A 16,774-nucleotide genomic window follows, 5' to 3' on the forward strand; every position below is an offset into this window, starting at 1 on the left:
GTGACGGACAGCAAGGCGGTACCGGCGGACCGGAAGCCGGCGCACCGGAGGGCGGCGGTCCTGGGGTCCCCCATCGCCCACTCCCTCTCCCCGGTCCTGCACCGCGCCGCATACGCCGAACTCGGGCTGACGGACTGGACGTACGACCGCTTCGAGGTCGATGAGGCGGCCCTGCCCGGCTTCGTGGAGAAGCTCGGCCCCGAATGGGCGGGGCTCTCCCTGACCATGCCGCTCAAGCGCGCGGTGATCCCGCTGCTCGACGAGATCACCCCCACCGCGTCCGCGGTCGAGGCGGTGAACACCGTCGTGTTCACGGCCGACGGGCGCCGCCTCGGCGACAACACCGACATCCCCGGCATGCTCGCCGCGCTGCGCGAGCGCGGGGTGCACCGCGTCGAGCGGGCGTCGATCCTGGGCGCCGGCGCCACCGCCTCCTCGGCGCTCGCCGCGCTCTCCCGCGTCTGCGCCGGCGAGGTCACCGCGTACGTCCGCAGCGACGCCCGGGCCGCCGAGATGCGCGGCTGGGGGGAGCGGCTCGGCGTGACCGTCCGTACCGCCCCCTGGACGGACGCCGCCGAGGCCTTCACGGCGCCGCTGACCATCGCCACCACCCCGGCCGGCACCACCGACGCGCTCGCCGCCGCGGTCCCCGGCCGGCCCGGCACCCTCTTCGACGTCCTCTACGAGCCCTGGCCGACGGCGCTGGCCACCGCCTGGGCCGCCCGCGGCGGCGCGGTGGTCGGCGGCCTCGACCTGCTGGTCCACCAGGCCGTCCTTCAGGTGGAGCAGATGACCGCTTGCGCGTCGGCGCCGCTGGCGGCGATGCGTGCGGCCGGAGAGGCGGCGCTGGCCGGCCGCTGAGGTGTCCGCCGCTGAGGTGGCGTCGTCGCAGGGTGGCGCTCCGGCGCCCGCCGATCCGAGGGGCGGGCACGGTGGTCCGCTCCGCGGACGGGGCGTCGGCCGGCCCGCGTGACGTGGGAGGATCAGAGGGAGACCGTACGCGGATGAGCAGTACTGAGGAGCACCGTTGAGCAGGTTGCGCTGGCTGACGGCGGGGGAGTCGCACGGCCCCGCACTCGTGGCGACGCTGGAGGGCCTCCCGGCCGGCGTCCCGATCACCACCGACCTGGTGGCGGACGCGCTGGCCCGCCGCCGCCTGGGCTATGGCCGCGGTGCCCGGATGAAGTTCGAGCGGGACGAGGTCACGTTCCTGGGCGGCGTACGGCACGGCCGGTCGCTGGGCTCCCCGGTGGCGGTCATGGTCGGCAACACCGAGTGGCCCAAGTGGGAGCAGGTCATGGCGGCCGACCCGGTGGACGAGGAGGTGCTGGCCTCGCTGGCCCGTAACGCGCCGCTGACCCGCCCCCGCCCCGGCCACGCGGACCTGGCCGGGATGCAGAAGTACGGCTTCGACGAGGCCCGCCCGGTCCTGGAGCGCGCCTCGGCCCGCGAGACCGCCGCCCGTGTCGCGCTGGGCGCGGTGGCCCGCTCCTTCCTCAAGGAGACCGCCGGTATCGAGATCGTCTCGCATGTCGTGGAGCTGGCGTCGGCCAAGGCGCCGTACGGCGTCTACCCCACGCCGTCCGACGTGGCGAAGCTGGACGCGGACCCGGTCCGCTGTCTGGACGCGGACGCCTCGAAGGCGATGGTCGCGGAGATCGACCAGGCGCACAAGGACGGTGACACCCTCGGCGGTGTGGTCGAGGTCCTGGCCTACGGCGTACCGGTGGGCCTGGGCTCGCACGTCCACTGGGACCGCCGTCTGGACGCCCGCCTGGCCGCCGCCCTGATGGGCATCCAGGCGATCAAGGGCGTCGAGGTCGGTGACGGCTTCGACCTGGCCCGGGTACCCGGCTCGCAGGCGCATGACGAGATCGTCGCCACCAAGGACGGCCTCCGGCGCAGCTCGGGCCGTTCCGGCGGCACCGAGGGCGGGCTGAGCACCGGTGAACTGCTGCGGGTGCGGGCGGCGATGAAGCCCATCGCGACGGTGCCGCGGGCGCTGGCCACCGTGGACGTCGTGACCGGTGAGGCGGCCAAGGCGCACCACCAGCGCTCGGACGTCTGCGCGGTCCCGGCGGCCGGTATCGTCGCCGAGGCCATGGTGGCGCTGGTGCTGGCGGACGCCGTGCTGGAGAAGTTCGGCGGCGACAGCGTGGCCGAGACCCGCCGCAACGTCCAGGGCTTCCTCGACAACCTGGCGATCACGTGAGGTCCCCGGCCGTCGTCCTGATCGGCCCGCCCGGGGCCGGCAAGTCCACGGTGGGCGCGCTGCTCGCCGAGCGGCTGGGCGTCGGCTACCGGGACACCGACGCCGATGTCGTCGCCACGGCCGGCCGGCCGATCGCCGAGATCTTCATCGACCAGGGCGAGCCGCACTTCCGGGAGCTGGAGCGCGAGGCGGTGCGCGCCGCGCTCGACGAGCACCCCGGTGTGCTCTCGCTCGGCGGCGGGGCGATTCTGGACGAGGGCACCCGTAAGCTGCTGACCGGGCTGCCGGTGGTCTTCCTCGACGTCGAACTCGCCGACGCCGTCAAGCGGGTGGGCCTGGACGCCCCCCGCCCGCTGCTGGCCGTCAACCCGCGCAAGCAGTGGCGCGACCTGATGGAGCGCCGCCGCCCGCTGTACACGGAGGTGGCGCGCGCGGTGATCGCCACCGGGGAGCGCACCCCCGCCCAGGTCGCCGAGGCGGTCCTGGAGGCACTGGAGCTACACCCGGCGGCGGGCGGTGCCTCGCGCGCCGCCCAGAGGGAGGAACAGGCATGACGGAGCAGGTCACCCGTATCCAGGTCGGCGGTACGGCGGGCACCGACCCGTACGAGGTGCTCGTCGGGCGGCAGCTGCTCGGGGAGCTGCCCGGCCTGATCGGCGGGGAGTGTCACAGCGGCGCGGAGCGCCTCGACTCGGGGCGGTGGCGGGCGACGGGCGGGCGCATCGCGGTGCTGCACCCGGAGGCGCTGGCCGCCACCGGTGAGGCACTGCGCGAAGACCTGGCCTCCCAGGGCTACGAGGCGATCGCGATCCAGCTGCCGAACGCCGAGGAGGCCAAGACCGCCGAGGTGGCGGCGTACTGCTGGAAGGCGCTGGGGCAGTCGGGCTTCACCCGCAGTGATGTGATCGTCGGGGTCGGCGGCGGTGCCAGCACCGACCTGGCCGGCTTCGTCGCCGCGACCTGGCTGCGCGGAGTCCGCTGGATCGCCGTACCCACCACCGTGCTCGGCATGGTCGACGCCGCGGTCGGCGGCAAGACCGGCATCAACACCGCCGAGGGCAAGAACCTGGTCGGCGCCTTCCACCCGCCGGCCGGCGTCCTGTGCGACCTCGCCGCCCTCGACTCCCTCCCCGTCCACGACTACGTCTCCGGCCTCGCCGAGGTGATCAAGGCGGGCTTCATCGCCGACCCGGTGATCCTCGACCTGATCGAGGCCGATCCGGAGGGCGCCCGGACGCCGGCCGGCCCGCACACCGCGGAGCTGATCGAACGCGCCATCCGGGTCAAGGCCGAGGTGGTGTCCGCGGACCTCAGGGAATCCGGTCTGCGGGAGATCCTCAACTACGGCCACACCCTGGCCCACGCGATCGAGAAGAACGAGCGCTACAAGTGGCGGCACGGCGCGGCGGTCTCCGTCGGCATGGTCTTCGCCGCCGAACTCGGGCGGATCGCCGGGCGCCTGGACGATGCCACCGCCGACCGGCACCGCGCCGTCCTGGAGTCCGTCGGGCTGCCGCTGACCTACCGCGGTGACCAGTGGCCCAAGCTGCTGGAGACCATGAAGGTCGACAAGAAGTCCCGGGGGGACCGGCTGCGCTTCATCGTCCTGGACGGCCTGGCCAAGCCGACCGTCCTGGAGAGCCCGGACCCGGCCATGCTGCTGGCCGCCCACGCGGAGATCGCGGAGTGAGCCGCATGACCACACGCGTACTGGTCCTCAACGGGCCCAATCTCGGGCGGCTGGGCTCCCGGGAGCCCGATGTCTACGGCGCCACCTCGTACGCCGGGCTGGTCGAGGAGTGCACCCGGCTCGGCGGCGAGCTGGGCTTCACGGCCGAGGTGCGGGAGACCAACGACGAGGGGGAGATGGTCCGCTGGCTGCACGAGGCGGCCGACGGCGCGATCCCGGTCGTCATCAACCCCGGTGCCTTCACGCACTATTCGTACGCCCTGCGGGACGCGGCCGCCCAGCGCACCGCCCCGCTCATCGAGGTGCACATCTCCAATCCGTACGCGCGGGAGGAGTTCCGCCACACCTCGGTCATCGCGGCCGTCGCCAGCGGTACGGTCGCCGGATTCGGCATCGGCTCGTATCGTCTGGCGCTCCGGGCGCTGGCCGAGGAGCTGAACAACTAGGGCGCTCAGGGCCCTTCTGACGAATCTCCGCGGCGCCTGGTACGCACTCCCCACCACGCCGGAACGGCGCGGGGCCCCATGCCGGAACGGCGCGGGGCCCTCATGCCGTACCGGGCGCCGCTCCTTGACGGGCAGACGTTGCCCGCCGGAGCACTGGACGTACCATCAGGGGCACAACGGCCCCCCGAGGCCGGTGGGTTATCGCACCACGTCGACCGCACGAGACGGAGAGCCGCCTGATGCAGTACGCAGTGGGGGCTCCGCTGCCGCCGCCCCACGGGCAGGCATCAGGGACCGGGGGCGCCATGCACTGGCCGCCCCACCCGGGACGGCCCGCCGTGCCCGGCACCCCGCCGGCCCCCGCGGCTCCGCCGCCGCCCGCGCCCCAGCCCGGCTGGCACGGGCCCGCCCCCCAGCAGGCGCCGCCCACGGGCCACAGCACCGCGGACCTCACCGGCCATGTCCGGCTGCCCGCGGGCGCCCCGGTGCCGCTGCCCAGCCCGCCCGCCGGAGCCGCGGCGCCGGACGCCGCGCACGCGGCCGTCGCGGTGCTGCTGATCGGCCCGGCCGGCGCCGGCAAGACCAGCGTGGCGCGCCACTGGGCCGACACCCGGCGGGTGCCGACCGCGCACATCAGCCTCGACGACGTCCGCGAATGGGTCCGGGCCGGGTTCGCCGATCCGCAGTCCGGCTGGAACGACCACTCCGAGGCCCAGTACCGCCTCGCCCGCCGCACCTGCGGCTTCGCGGCCCGTAACTTCCTCGCCAACGGCATCTCCTGCATCCTCGACGACGCCGTCTTCCCGGACCGTCCGGTGGTCGGCCTCGGCGGCTGGAAGCGCCATGTGGGGCCCGGCCTGCTGCCGATCGTGCTGCTGCCCGGCCTGGAGATCGTCCTGGAGCGGAACGCCCGGCGGACCGGCAACCGCCGGCTCTCCGACGAGGAGGTCGCCAGGATCCACGGCCGGATGGCCGGCTGGTACGGCTCGGGGCTGCCGATCATCGACAACTCCCAGCACGATGTCGCCACCACGGTCCGGGTCCTGGACGAGGTCGTCGCCCGTTCCCTCGCCAGCCCGCCCAGCTGGTAGCGCCCACGTTCCCCGGCGGTCCGCCGCGGTCCCCCGGGCGGGGGCGCTCGACCGGCCGCCCCGGGGGAGCGGCCGTACGCTGACGATATGTCCGAGTTGTACGCGGTCCGGCGCACGCGGCTGCGCGACCGCTGCGCCGCAACCGGAAGTACCGGCGCCCTGATCTCGCGCCCGGCGAACGTCCGCTACCTCACCGGCTGCGCTCCGCCGGGCGCCGCCCTGCTGATGGGCCCGGGCGAGGACGTGCTGCTGTGCGGCGGTCCGCTGAGCGGCGACCCGTCCGAGGGCCGGCCGGTCGACGACGTACGGGTCTCGGTGCTGCCCGCCCGCGACGGTGACCCGGTCGTGGCCGGCGCCGATCTCGCCGTACGGGCCGGCGCCGACACCCTGGCCGTCGAGGAGCACCACCTCACCGTCACCCGGCACCGGGCGCTCTCCCAGGTCGCGCCGCGGCTGCGGCTGACCGACCTGGCGTGTGCGGTCGAGGCGCAGCGGCTGGTCAAGGACGACGACGAGATCGCCTGCCTGCGGATCGCCGCCGAGATCGCCGACCAGGCGCTGGGCGAGCTGCTGGAGTCGATCCTGGTGGGCCGTACCGAGCGGCATCTCGCGCTGGAACTGGAGCGCCGCCTGGTCGATCACGGCGCGGACGGCCCGGCCTTCCCCACATCCGTGGCGACCGGGCCGAACGCCGGCCGCCCCGGGCACCTGCCCACCGACCGGCGGGTCGAGGAGGGCGACTTCCTCAGCGTCGGCCTGGGCGCGAACTACCGCGGCTACCGCTGCGAGATCGGCCGGACCTTCGTCATCGGCACCACCCCCTCGGACTGGCAGATCGAGCTGTACGACCTCGTCTTCGCAGCCCAGCGGGCCGGACGGGAGGCGCTCGCGCCGGGTGTGGAGTGCCGTGAGGTGGACCGGGTGGCCCGCCATGTACTCGACGTCGCGGGGTACGGCGAGCGGCTCGGCGCGTGGACCGGGCACGGTGTGGGACTCGAAATCGACGAGGACCCGCAGTTGTCCCCGGCGGCCATGGGTAAACTGGACGCTTGCGTGCCGGTCACCGTCGAGCCGGGGGTTCACATCCCGGGCCGTGGGGGTGTCCGGATCGACGACACACTCGTCGTCCGTCCCGATGCGGACGGCGGGCCCGAGCTACTCACGATCACGACCAAGGAGCTGCTCGCACTCTGAGCCGGAGCGGCTCGGTGGGCGCGCCTCCCGGTCCCACCACCTGCAGTCCAGGAGATTCCGCAACCGTGGCATCCACGAACGACCTCAAGAACGGCATGGTGCTCAAGCTCGACGGCGGCCAGCTGTGGTCCGTCGTCGAGTTCCAGCACGTCAAGCCCGGCAAGGGCCCGGCCTTCGTCCGCACCAAGCTCAAGAACGTGCTCTCCGGCAAGGTGGTGGACAAGACCTTCAACGCCGGCGTGAAGGTCGAGACGGCCACCGTCGACAAGCGTGACATGCAGTTCTCCTACATGGACGGCGACTACTTCGTCTTCATGGACATGGAGACCTACGACCAGCTGCACATCGACCGCAAGACGGTCGGCGACGCCGCCAACTTCCTCATCGAGGGCTTCGAGGCGACCGTCGCGCAGCACGAGGGCGAGGTCCTCTTCGTCGAGCTGCCGGCCGCCGTCGAGCTGACGATCCAGGAGACCGAGCCGGGCGTCCAGGGCGACCGCTCCACCGGCGGCACCAAGCCCGCCACCCTGGAGACCGGCTACCAGATCCAGGTGCCGCTCTTCATCACCACGGGCGAGAAGATCAAGGTCGACACCCGTACGAGCGACTACCTCGGCCGGGTGACCAGCTAACCGTGTCAGCCCGTAGCAAGGCCCGTAAGCGCGCCTTCCAGATCCTCTTCGAGGCCGATCAGCGCGGCGCCGACGTGCAGTCCGTGCTGGCGGACTGGATGCGCCACGCCCGGACTGACCCCCGGCAGCCGCCGGTGAACGAGTACACCCTGCAGCTGGTCGAGGGCTATGCGGAGCACATCGCCCGCATCGACGAGCTGATCTCCACCTATGCCGTCGACTGGGACCTGGACCGGATGCCGGCGGCCGACCGCTCGATCCTGCGGCTGGGTGCCTATGAGCTGGTCTGGGTGGACGCCACGCCGGACGCGGTGGCGATCGACGAGGCCGTGCAGCTCGCCAAGGAGTTCTCCACGGACGACTCCCCGGCGTTCGTCAACGGCCTCCTCGGCCGGCTCAAGGAGCTGAAGCCCGGTCTGCGGCGCGAGCCCGAAACGCGGTAGACGCCCGACAGAGCGTGCGAACGGGCCCGGAGGTTTCCATCCCCTCCGGGCCCGTTCGTATGCCCGCAGAGAGCCGCCGAGGGCCGTTCCCGCCCCTCCTCGCGCTCCCCGCGCTCCTCGTCCGATGTCGTCCGCCCTTGACGGATACCGGTTCTACCGGCTGAGCAGACGAAACCGCCGCCCCGGAAGTCCGAGGCGGCGGTACGTTTCTGCAGTGGTCTGCAGGCGGACTGCGGCTGATCCGCGGGTGCGGCGAGAGGCCGGTCAGATCTCCTCGTGCGTCACCGCGCGGCGGGCGTCGGCGTCCAGCACGCCCCAGCTGATGAGCTGCTCGGTCAGCACCGAGGGCGACTGGTCGTAGATCACGGCAAGGGTGCGCAGGTCGTCCTGGCGGATCGAGAGCACCTTGCCGTTGTAGTCACCGCGCTGGCTCTGGATCGTGGCGGCGTAGCGCTGCAGCGGGCCGGCCTTCTCCTGCGGGACGGTGGCCAGGCGCTCCAGGTCGAGCACGAGCTTCGGCGGCGGCTCGGCCGCACCGCCCGGTGTCGTACCCGGCAGCAGTTCCTGCACCGGAACGCCGTAGAAGTCAGCGAGCTCGGCGAGACGCTGCACGGTCACGGCGCGGTCGCCGCGCTCGTACGAACCCACCACCACGGCCTTCCACCGGCCCTGGGACTTCTCCTCGACGCCGTGGAGGGAGAGGCCCTGCTGGGTGCGGATGGCGCGGAGCTTGGCCCCGAGCTGTTTGGCGTATTCGCTGGACATAAGGCTCCCCGGACGCTGTGTCGATAATGCGGCTCAGCCGCGGGCTGGTAACTCACTGTGAGGTTACGCAGCGTAATCTGACTTCGTCAAGCGGAATGGGCCAGACCCTCACCCGTCAGGGGTGCGGACGGGTCCTGACGGGGCTCCTGGTAACCTGACTGCGTAATTCCGACGTCCTTTAAGACCGTCCCGTGAGGCGGAGAAGGAGGTCCGTTTCGTATGGACACGAACAGTTCCAGCGGTTCCGACGCGAGCGCTCGGCTCCCCGCGCGACCGGTGCTCGAAGGCCCGGACATCGCGCGCATGCTCACCCGGATCGCCCACGAGATCGTCGAGCGTGCCAAGGGCGCGGACGACGTGGTGCTCCTGGGGATCCCCACCCGTGGCGTCTTCCTCGCCCGGCGGCTGGCCGCCAAGCTGGCGGAGATCACCGGCCGCACGGTCCCGGTCGGCTCGCTCGACATCACCATGTACCGCGATGACCTGCGGCTGGGCCCGGCCCGTGCGCTCGCCCGCACGGAGATCCCCGCCGACGGCATCGAGGGCCGGCTCGTCCTGCTCGTCGATGACGTGCTCTTCTCCGGCCGCACGATCCGCGCCGCACTCGACGCCCTGAACGACATCGGCCGTCCGCGCGCCGTACAGCTCGCGGTCCTCGTCGACCGCGGCCACCGCGAGCTGCCGATCCGCGCCGACTACGTCGGCAAGAACCTCCCCACGTCACTGCGGGAGGCGGTCAAGGTCCAGCTCACCGAGGAGGACGGCCGGGACGCCGTGCTGCTCGGCGCCAAGGAATCCGCCCCGGCCGGCGGGCGCTAGCCCACCCCCGGCGGACCCGGTGACCCCGGGCCCGCAGGCATGCCCGCCCGGCGGACACGCCCCGTACCCCTCCACTCTCGGATCCTTCACCCACGGAGAAAACCGGATGAAGCGTCACCTCATCTCGGCCGCCGACCTCACCCGTGACGACGCCGTCCTGATCCTCGACACCGCCGAGGAGATGGCCCGGGTCGCGGACCGGCCGATCAAGAAGCTCCCCACCCTGCGCGGACGCACCGTCTGCAATCTGTTCTTCGAGGACTCGACCCGGACCCGGATCTCGTTCGAGGCCGCCGAGAAGCGCCTCTCGGCGGACGTGATCAACTTCGCCGCCAAGGGGTCCAGCGTCTCCAAGGGCGAGTCCCTCAAGGACACCGCCCAGACCCTGGAGGCGATGGGCGTCGACGCCGTCGTCATCCGGCACAGCGCCTCCGGGGCCCCCTACCGGCTCGCCACCTCCGGCTGGATCGACGCCCCCGTCATCAACGCCGGCGACGGCACCCACCAGCACCCCACCCAGGCCCTGCTCGACGCCTTCACCATGCGCCGCCGCCTCATCGGCCCGGACGCCGGCCTCGGCCAGGACCTCGGCGGCAAGCGCATCACGATCGTCGGCGATGTGCTCCACAGCCGCGTCGCCCGCTCCAACGTCGACCTGCTGCACACCCTCGGCGCCGAGGTCACCCTCGTCGCGCCGCCCACCCTCGTACCGGTCGGCGTCGAGACCTGGCCGTGCGAGGTGGCGTACGACCTCGACAGCACGCTGCCCAAGTCCGACGCCGTGATGATGCTGCGGGTGCAGCGCGAGCGGATGAACGCCGCGTTCTTCCCCACCGAGCGCGAGTACTCGCGCCGCTACGGCCTGGACGGCGACCGGATGGCGCGGATGCCCGAGCACGCCGTCGTGATGCACCCCGGCCCGATGGTCCGCGGTATGGAGATCACCGCCGAGGTCGCCGACTCCGGCCGCTGCACGGCCGTCGAGCAGGTGGCCAACGGGGTGTCCATCCGGATGGCCGTCCTCTACCTGCTCCTGGGCGGCAACGAGCCGGCCGCCTCCCACCCCCGTACCGAGGAGAAGTAAAGAACCATGAGCAAGATTCTGATCCGCGGTGCGAAGGTGCTCGGTGGCGAGCCGCAGGACGTGCTGATCGACGGCGAGACGATCGACCGGGTCGGTACGGGCATCGAGGCCGGTGACGCGACCGTCGTCGAGGCGGCGGGGAAGATCCTGCTGCCCGGGCTCGTCGACCTCCACACCCACCTGCGCGAGCCCGGCCGCGAGGACTCCGAGACCGTCCTCACCGGCACCCGCGCCGCGGCGAGCGGCGGCTACACCGCCGTTTTCGCCATGGCCAACACCTTCCCGGTCGCCGACACCGCGGGCGTCGTCGAGCAGGTCTACCGGCTCGGCCAGGAGTCCGGCTACTGCGATGTACAGCCCATCGGCGCCGTGACGGTCGGCCTGGAGGGCCGGAAGCTCGCCGAACTCGGCGCCATGCACGAGTCCGCCGCCGGGGTCACCGTCTTCTCCGACGACGGCAAGTGCGTCGACGACGCCGTGATCATGCGCCGTGCCCTGGAGTACGTGAAGGCCTTCGGCGGTGTCGTCGCCCAGCACGCCCAGGAGCCGCGGCTGACCGAGGGCGCCCAGATGAACGAGGGCGTGGTCTCCGCCGAGCTGGGGCTGGGCGGCTGGCCGGCCGTCGCCGAGGAGTCGGTCATCGCCCGCGATGTGCTGCTCGCCGAGCACGTCGGCTCACGGGTGCACATCTGCCACCTGTCCACCGCCGGCTCCGTCGAGATCGTCCGCTGGGCCAAGTCCCGCGGTATCGACGTGACCGCCGAGGTCACCCCGCACCACCTCCTCCTGACCGACGAGATGGTGCGCACCTACAACCCCGTCTACAAGGTCAACCCGCCGCTGCGCACCGAGCGCGATGTCATGGCCCTGCGCGAGGCGCTCGCCGACGGCACCATCGACATCGTCGCCACCGACCACGCCCCGCACCCGCACGAGGACAAGGACTGCGAGTGGGCCGCGGCCGCCATGGGCATGGTCGGCCTGGAGACCGCGCTGTCGGTCGTCCAGGCGACGATGGTCGAGACGGGCCTGCTGACCTGGGCGGACGTCGCGGACCGGATGTCCTTCAAGCCCGCGCAGATCGGCCGGGCCGCCGGGCACGGCCGGCCCATCGCGGCGGGTGAGCCGGCCAACCTCACCCTGGTCGATTCCGCTTACCGTGGAGAGGTGGACCCCGCGGGCTTCGCCTCGCGGAGCCGCAACACCCCGTACGAGGGCCGTGAGCTGCCGGGCCGGGTCACCCACACCTTCCTGCGGGGCCGCGCAACGCTCGTCGACGGGAAGCTGGCGTGACGTCTCCACTCATCCTTCTGGCCGAAGCGCAGCTGGCCGAAGCACAGCGGTCCGCACCGGTCACCGACTGGGCGGCCCGCCTCGGCTGGGTCGTCGGCCTCCTGGTCTTCGTCGCCTTCATCTACTGGCTGATGCGCCAGGGCTGGAAGTGGCGCGGCACCCTCCAGGGCGATCTGCCGGAGCTGCCCGCCCGCCCGTCGCCCACCACCACCCTTGCCGGAGGCGGCAAGCCGCCGCTGCCTGGAATGCCCGATGACCTGGGCGAGCCCCGGCTGACGCTCAGCGGCCGCTACCACGGCTCGACCACCGCCGGGCAGTGGCTCGACCGGATCGTCGCCCGCGGTCTGGGCACCCGCAGCCGGGTCGAGCTCACCCTCACCGACCAGGGCCTGGACGTGGTCCGGCCCGGCGCGACCGACTTCTTCGTGCCGGCCGCGCAGCTGCGCGAGGCACGGCTCGACAAGGGCATCGCCGGCAAGGTCCTCACCGAGGGCGGCCTCCTGGTCGTGACCTGGGAGCACGGCGACAAGCTGATCGACTCCGGATTCCGCTCCGACCGCGCGGCCGACCACACCGCATGGGCCGACGCCCTGAACCACCTGATCCACACGACGGAAGGCGCACGATGACGACCTCCAGCACCAGGGGAGCCGCCAGGGTTCCCGCCGTTCTCGTCCTGGAGGACGGCCGGACCTTCCGGGGCCGCGCCTACGGGGCCACGGGCGTGACCTTCGGCGAGGCCGTGTTCAACACCGGCATGACCGGCTACCAGGAGACCCTCACCGACCCGTCGTACCACCGCCAGGTCGTCGTGATGACCGCCCCGCACATCGGCAACACCGGTGTGAACGACGAGGACCCCGAGTCGCAGCGGATCTGGGTCGCCGGCTACGTCGTCCGCGACCCCGCCCGCGTGCCCTCCAACTGGCGGGCCCAGCGCTCCCTCGACGAGGAGCTGCGCACCCAGGGCGTCGTCGGCATCAGCGGCATCGACACCCGGGCGCTCACCCGCCACCTGCGGGAACAGGGCGCCATGCGCGTCGGCATCTTCTCCGGCAACGCGCTGCCCGACGAGGGCACCATGCTCGCCGAGGTGCGCCAGGCCCCCGAGATGCAGGGCGCCGACCTCTCCGCCGAGGTGGCCACCAAGGAGGCGTACGTCGTCCCGGCGATCGGGACGAAGAAGTTCACCGTCGCCGCGATCGACCTGGGCATCAAGGGCATGACGCCGCACCGCATGGCGGAGCGCGGCATCGAGGTGCATGTGCTGCCCGCGACCGCGACCGCCGAGGACGTCTACGCGGTCGGCCCCGACGGCGTGTTCTTCTCCAACGGCCCGGGTGACCCGGCCACCGCCGACCACGCCGTGTCTGTCATGCGCGAGGTGCTCTCCCGCAGGACCCCGCTGTTCGGCATCTGCTTCGGCAACCAGATCCTCGGCCGCGCGCTGGGCTTCGGCACGTACAAGCTCAAGTACGGGCACCGCGGGATCAACCAGCCGGTGCAGGACCGTACGACCGGCAAGGTCGAGATCACCGCGCACAACCACGGTTTCGCCGTCGACGCCCCGCTCGATCAGGTCTCCGACACCCCCTACGGCCGCGCCGAGGTCTCCCACGTCTGCCTCAACGACAACGTGGTGGAGGGCCTCCAGCTGCTCGACCAGCCGGCCTTCAGCGTCCAGTACCACCCCGAGGCGGCCGCCGGCCCGCACGACGCCGCGTACCTCTTCGACCGCTTCGTACAGCTCATGGAGGGCCAGCGTGCCTAAGCGCACCGATATCCAGTCCGTCCTGGTCATCGGCTCCGGCCCGATCGTCATCGGGCAGGCCGCCGAGTTCGACTACTCCGGTACCCAGGCCTGCCGGGTCCTCAAGTCCGAGGGCCTGCGCGTCATCCTGGTGAACTCCAACCCGGCGACGATCATGACCGACCCGGAGATCGCCGACGCCACCTACGTCGAGCCGATCACCCCCGAGTTCGTCGAGAAGATCATCGCCAAGGAGCGCCCGGACGCGCTCCTGCCCACCCTCGGCGGTCAGACGGCCCTGAACACGGCCATCTCGCTGCACGAGGCCGGCACCCTCACCAAGTACGGCGTGGAGCTGATCGGCGCCAACGTCGAGGCGATCCACAAGGGCGAGGACCGCGACCAGTTCAAGGAGGTCGTGGCGGCCGTCAACGCCCGCATCGGGCACGGCGAGTCGGCCCGCTCGGTCATCTGCCACTCCATGGACGACGTCCTCAAGGGCGTCGCGGAGCTCGGCGGCTACCCGGTCGTCGTCCGCCCCTCCTTCACCATGGGCGGTGCCGGCTCCGGCTTCGCCCACGACGAGGAGGAGCTGCGCCGGATCGCCGGCCAGGGCCTGACGCTCTCCCCGACCACCGAGGTGCTCCTGGAGGAGTCCATCCTCGGCTGGAAGGAGTACGAGCTGGAGCTGATGCGGGACAAGCACGACAACGTCGTGGTCGTCTGCTCCATCGAGAACTTCGACCCGATGGGTGTGCACACCGGCGACTCGATCACCGTCGCGCCGGCCATGACGCTCACCGACCGCGAGTACCAGATCCTGCGGGACATCGGTATCGAGGTGATCCGCGAGGTCGGGGTGGACACCGGCGGCTGCAACATCCAGTTCGCGGTCAACCCCGAGGACGGCCGGGTCATCGTCATCGAGATGAACCCGCGGGTCTCGCGCTCCTCGGCGCTCGCCTCCAAGGCCACCGGATTCCCGATCGCGAAGATCGCCGCCCGGCTCGCCATCGGCTACACCCTCGACGAGGTCCCCAACGACATCACCGAGCAGACGCCGGCGTCCTTCGAGCCGACCCTCGACTACGTCGTCGTCAAGGTGCCGCGCTTCGCCTTCGAGAAGTTCCCGGCCGCCGACGCCACTCTCACCACCACCATGAAGTCGGTCGGCGAGGCCATGGCCATCGGCCGGAACTTCCCCGAGGCGCTGCAGAAGGCGCTGCGCTCGCTGGAGAAGAAGGGCAGCCAGTTCGACTTCGTCACCGCCCCGGGCGACAAGGCGGAGCTGCTGGAGCTCGCCCAGGTCCCCACCGACGGCCGGATCAACACCGTGATGCGGGCGATCCGGGCCGGCGCCACCCCGCAGGAGGTCTTCGACGCCACGAAGATCGACCCGTGGTTCGTCGACCAGCTCTTCCTCGTCAAGGAGCTCGCCGACGAGATCGCCGCCGTCGACAAGATCGGCCCTCAGATCCTTGCGGAAGCAAAGCGCTACGGCTTCTCCGACGCCCAGATCGCGGCGATCCGCGGGCTGCGCGAGGACGTCGTCCGCGAGGTCCGGCACGCCCTCGGCATCCGCCCCGTCTACAAGACCGTCGACACCTGCGCCGCCGAGTTCGCCGCCCGGACCCCGTACTTCTACTCGTCCTACGACGAGGAGACCGAGGTCGCCCCGCGCGAGAAGCCGGCCGTGATCATCCTCGGCTCCGGCCCCAACCGCATCGGCCAGGGCATCGAGTTCGACTACTCCTGCGTCCACGCCTCGTTCGCGCTCAGCGACGCCGGCTACGAGACGGTGATGGTCAACTGCAACCCGGAGACCGTCTCCACCGACTACGACACCTCCGACCGGCTCTACTTCGAGCCGCTCACCCTGGAGGACGTTCTGGAGATCGTGCACGCCGAGACCCAGGCGGGCCCGGTCGCCGGCGTCATCGTCCAGCTCGGCGGGCAGACCCCGCTGGGCCTGGCACAGGCGCTCAAGGACAACGGTGTACCGATCGTGGGCACCTCGCCCGAGGCGATCGACCTCGCCGAGGAGCGCGGCGCGTTCGGCCGGGTGCTGACCGAGGCCGGACTTCCGGCCCCCAAGTACGGCACCGCCTTCTCCTTCGACGAGGCCAAGGCCATCGCCGCCGGGATCGGTTACCCCGTCATGGTCCGCCCCTCGTACGTGCTCGGCGGCCGCGGTATGGAGATCGTCTACGACGAGCCGTCGCTCGGCGAGTACCTTCAGCGGCACGCGGGGCTGATCTCCGAGCACCCCGTCCTCATCGACCGGTTCCTCGACGACGCCATCGAGATCGACGTGGACGCGCTCTACGACGGCCACGAGCTCTACCTCGGCGGCGTCATGGAGCACATCGAGGAGGCCGGTATCCACTCCGGCGACTCCGCCTGCGCCCTGCCCCCGATCACCCTCGGCGGCTTCGACATCAAGCGGCTGCGGGCCTCGACCGAGGCCATCGCCAAGGGCGTCGGCGTCCGCGGACTGATCAACATCCAGTTCGCGATGGCCGGGGACATCCTCTACGTCCTGGAGGCCAACCCGCGCGCCTCCCGTACGGTGCCCTTCACCTCGAAGGCCACCGCGGTGCCGCTGGCCAAGGCCGCCGCCCGGATCTCGCTCGGCGCCACCATCGCCGAGCTGCGCGCCGAGGGCATGCTGCCGAAGACCGGCGACGGCGGCACTCTGCCGCTGGACGCGCCGATCTCCGTCAAGGAAGCCGTCATGCCCTGGTCGCGGTTCCGCGACGCCTCGGGCCGCGGGGTGGACACCGTCCTCGGCCCGGAGATGCGCTCCACCGGCGAGGTCATGGGCATCGACTCGGTCTTCGGCACCGCCTACGCCAAGTCACAGTCCGGCGCCTACGGGGCGCTGCCCACCAAGGGCCGCGCGTTCGTCTCCGTCGCCAACCGCGACAAGCGCTCGATGATCTTCCCGGCGCGTGAGCTCGTCGCGCACGGCTTCGAGCTGCTGGCCACCTCCGGCACCGCCGAGGTGCTGCGCCGCAACGGCATCAACGCCACCGTGGTGCGCAAGCAGTCCGAGGGCGAGGGCCCGAACGGTGAGAAGACCATCGTCCAGCTGATCCACGACGGCCAGGTCGACCTGATCGTCAACACCCCCTACGGCACCGGCGGCCGGCTGGACGGCTATGACATCCGCACCGCGGCGGTGGCCCGTTCCGTGCCCTGCCTGACCACGGTCCAGGCCCTCGCGGCCGCCGTCCAGGGCATCGAGGCCATGAACCGCGGCGATGTGGGTGTCAGGTCGCTCCAGGAACATGCGGAGCACCTGACCGCGGCCCGCGACTAGCAGCCCACGAGCGAGGGGGACACCGGTACCGGT

16 protein-coding genes are annotated in these 16,774 nt (G+C 71.9%); 15 read left to right on the top strand and 1 reads right to left on the bottom strand.

Annotated elements, in window-relative coordinates:
- The 9 genes from ACFY12_RS06725 to nusB all read left to right on the top strand — a co-directional run bounded on the left by ACFY12_RS06725 (position 1) and on the right by nusB (position 7,708).
- A complete protein-coding gene (locus ACFY12_RS06725; RefSeq protein ID WP_390714651.1) occupies positions 1–861 on the top strand; it encodes a shikimate dehydrogenase in 861 nt (286 codons plus the stop codon).
- 166 nt (positions 862–1,027) lie between these two features.
- A complete protein-coding gene (gene aroC / locus ACFY12_RS06730; protein ID WP_390714652.1) occupies positions 1,028–2,212 on the top strand; it encodes a chorismate synthase in 1,185 nt (394 codons plus the stop codon).
- Positions 2,209–2,766 (top strand): shikimate kinase, encoded by a 558-nt coding sequence (locus ACFY12_RS06735; RefSeq protein WP_390714653.1) that lies wholly within the window; start codon positions 2,209–2,211, stop codon positions 2,764–2,766. The genes aroC and ACFY12_RS06735 overlap by 4 nt, the downstream gene beginning before the upstream one ends.
- Positions 2,763–3,902, top strand: coding sequence for a 3-dehydroquinate synthase (gene aroB, locus ACFY12_RS06740; RefSeq protein WP_390714654.1), 1,140 nt, complete (start codon positions 2,763–2,765; stop codon positions 3,900–3,902). The genes ACFY12_RS06735 and aroB overlap by 4 nt, the downstream gene beginning before the upstream one ends.
- A gap of 5 nt (positions 3,903–3,907) precedes the next feature.
- Positions 3,908–4,348, top strand: a complete 441-nt coding sequence (gene aroQ / locus ACFY12_RS06745; RefSeq protein ID WP_390714655.1) for a type II 3-dehydroquinate dehydratase — start codon at positions 3,908–3,910, stop codon at positions 4,346–4,348.
- A gap of 239 nt (positions 4,349–4,587) precedes the next feature.
- Positions 4,588–5,439, top strand: coding sequence for a Pro-rich N-terminal domain-containing protein (locus tag ACFY12_RS06750; protein WP_390714656.1), 852 nt, complete (start codon positions 4,588–4,590; stop codon positions 5,437–5,439).
- Between the two features lie 87 nt (positions 5,440–5,526).
- Positions 5,527–6,633: an aminopeptidase P family protein gene (locus ACFY12_RS06755; RefSeq protein WP_390714657.1), complete on the top strand. Its 1,107-nt coding sequence runs from the start codon at positions 5,527–5,529 to the stop codon at positions 6,631–6,633.
- Positions 6,634–6,698: 65 nt separating this feature from the next.
- Positions 6,699–7,265: an elongation factor P gene (gene efp, locus ACFY12_RS06760; protein ID WP_390714658.1), complete on the top strand. Its 567-nt coding sequence runs from the start codon at positions 6,699–6,701 to the stop codon at positions 7,263–7,265.
- Between the two features lie 2 nt (positions 7,266–7,267).
- Positions 7,268–7,708 (top strand): transcription antitermination factor NusB, encoded by a 441-nt coding sequence (gene nusB / locus ACFY12_RS06765; RefSeq protein WP_390714659.1) that lies wholly within the window; start codon positions 7,268–7,270, stop codon positions 7,706–7,708.
- 264 nt (positions 7,709–7,972) lie between these two features.
- Here nusB and bldD read toward each other — a convergent pair whose 3' ends face one another.
- Positions 7,973–8,473: a transcriptional regulator BldD gene (bldD, locus tag ACFY12_RS06770; RefSeq protein ID WP_066927940.1), complete on the bottom strand. Its 501-nt coding sequence runs from the start codon at positions 8,471–8,473 to the stop codon at positions 7,973–7,975.
- A gap of 219 nt (positions 8,474–8,692) precedes the next feature.
- Here bldD and pyrR point away from each other — a divergent pair, with 219 nt between their 5' ends.
- The 6 genes from pyrR (at position 8,693) to carB (ending at position 16,741) form a co-directional block, all read left to right on the top strand.
- Positions 8,693–9,292, top strand: a complete 600-nt coding sequence (gene pyrR / locus ACFY12_RS06775) for a bifunctional pyr operon transcriptional regulator/uracil phosphoribosyltransferase PyrR (protein WP_390714660.1) — start codon at positions 8,693–8,695, stop codon at positions 9,290–9,292.
- A 106-nt stretch (positions 9,293–9,398) separates the two neighbouring features.
- On the top strand, positions 9,399–10,376 hold the full coding sequence (locus ACFY12_RS06780) for an aspartate carbamoyltransferase catalytic subunit (RefSeq protein WP_390714661.1): 978 nt from the start codon (positions 9,399–9,401) through the stop codon (positions 10,374–10,376).
- A gap of 6 nt (positions 10,377–10,382) precedes the next feature.
- A complete protein-coding gene (locus tag ACFY12_RS06785; RefSeq protein ID WP_390714662.1) occupies positions 10,383–11,669 on the top strand; it encodes a dihydroorotase in 1,287 nt (428 codons plus the stop codon).
- Positions 11,666–12,298 carry a hypothetical protein gene (locus ACFY12_RS06790; protein ID WP_390714663.1) on the top strand — a complete coding sequence of 211 codons (633 nt, stop codon included), beginning with the start codon at positions 11,666–11,668 and terminating at the stop codon, positions 12,296–12,298. Before ACFY12_RS06785 ends, ACFY12_RS06790 begins: the two co-directional genes overlap by 4 nt.
- The gene (gene carA, locus ACFY12_RS06795; RefSeq protein ID WP_390714664.1) at positions 12,295–13,440 is read left to right on the top strand and encodes a glutamine-hydrolyzing carbamoyl-phosphate synthase small subunit; all 1,146 of its coding nucleotides are present in this window, start codon (positions 12,295–12,297) and stop codon (positions 13,438–13,440) included. Before ACFY12_RS06790 ends, carA begins: the two co-directional genes overlap by 4 nt.
- Complete coding sequence (gene carB / locus ACFY12_RS06800) at positions 13,433–16,741, top strand: carbamoyl-phosphate synthase large subunit (protein ID WP_390714665.1); 3,309 nt, start codon at positions 13,433–13,435, stop codon at positions 16,739–16,741. The genes carA and carB overlap by 8 nt, the downstream gene beginning before the upstream one ends.
- The last annotated feature ends 33 nt before the right edge of the window (positions 16,742–16,774 follow it).

The organism is Streptomyces sp. NPDC001339 (assembly GCF_042895955.1).
Taxonomy (GTDB): Bacteria; Actinomycetota; Actinomycetes; order Streptomycetales; family Streptomycetaceae; genus Streptomyces.

What these genes read in the sequence shown, in the direction of transcription:
- aroB (WP_390714654.1), top strand. Translation starts at nt 2,763, where the DNA reads ATGACGGAGCAGGTCACCCGTATCCAGGTCGGCGGTACGGCGGGCACC.
- ACFY12_RS06785 (WP_390714662.1), top strand. Translation starts at nt 10,383, where the DNA reads ATGAGCAAGATTCTGATCCGCGGTGCGAAGGTGCTCGGTGGCGAGCCG.
- ACFY12_RS06750 (WP_390714656.1), top strand. Translation starts at nt 4,588, where the DNA reads ATGCAGTACGCAGTGGGGGCTCCGCTGCCGCCGCCCCACGGGCAGGCA.
- ACFY12_RS06755 (WP_390714657.1), top strand. Translation starts at nt 5,527, where the DNA reads ATGTCCGAGTTGTACGCGGTCCGGCGCACGCGGCTGCGCGACCGCTGC.
- aroQ (WP_390714655.1), top strand. Translation starts at nt 3,908, where the DNA reads ATGACCACACGCGTACTGGTCCTCAACGGGCCCAATCTCGGGCGGCTG.
- ACFY12_RS06780 (WP_390714661.1), top strand. Translation starts at nt 9,399, where the DNA reads ATGAAGCGTCACCTCATCTCGGCCGCCGACCTCACCCGTGACGACGCC.
- bldD (WP_066927940.1), bottom strand. Translation starts at nt 8,473, where the DNA reads ATGTCCAGCGAATACGCCAAACAGCTCGGGGCCAAGCTCCGCGCCATC.
- carA (WP_390714664.1), top strand. Translation starts at nt 12,295, where the DNA reads ATGACGACCTCCAGCACCAGGGGAGCCGCCAGGGTTCCCGCCGTTCTC.
- pyrR (WP_390714660.1), top strand. Translation starts at nt 8,693, where the DNA reads ATGGACACGAACAGTTCCAGCGGTTCCGACGCGAGCGCTCGGCTCCCC.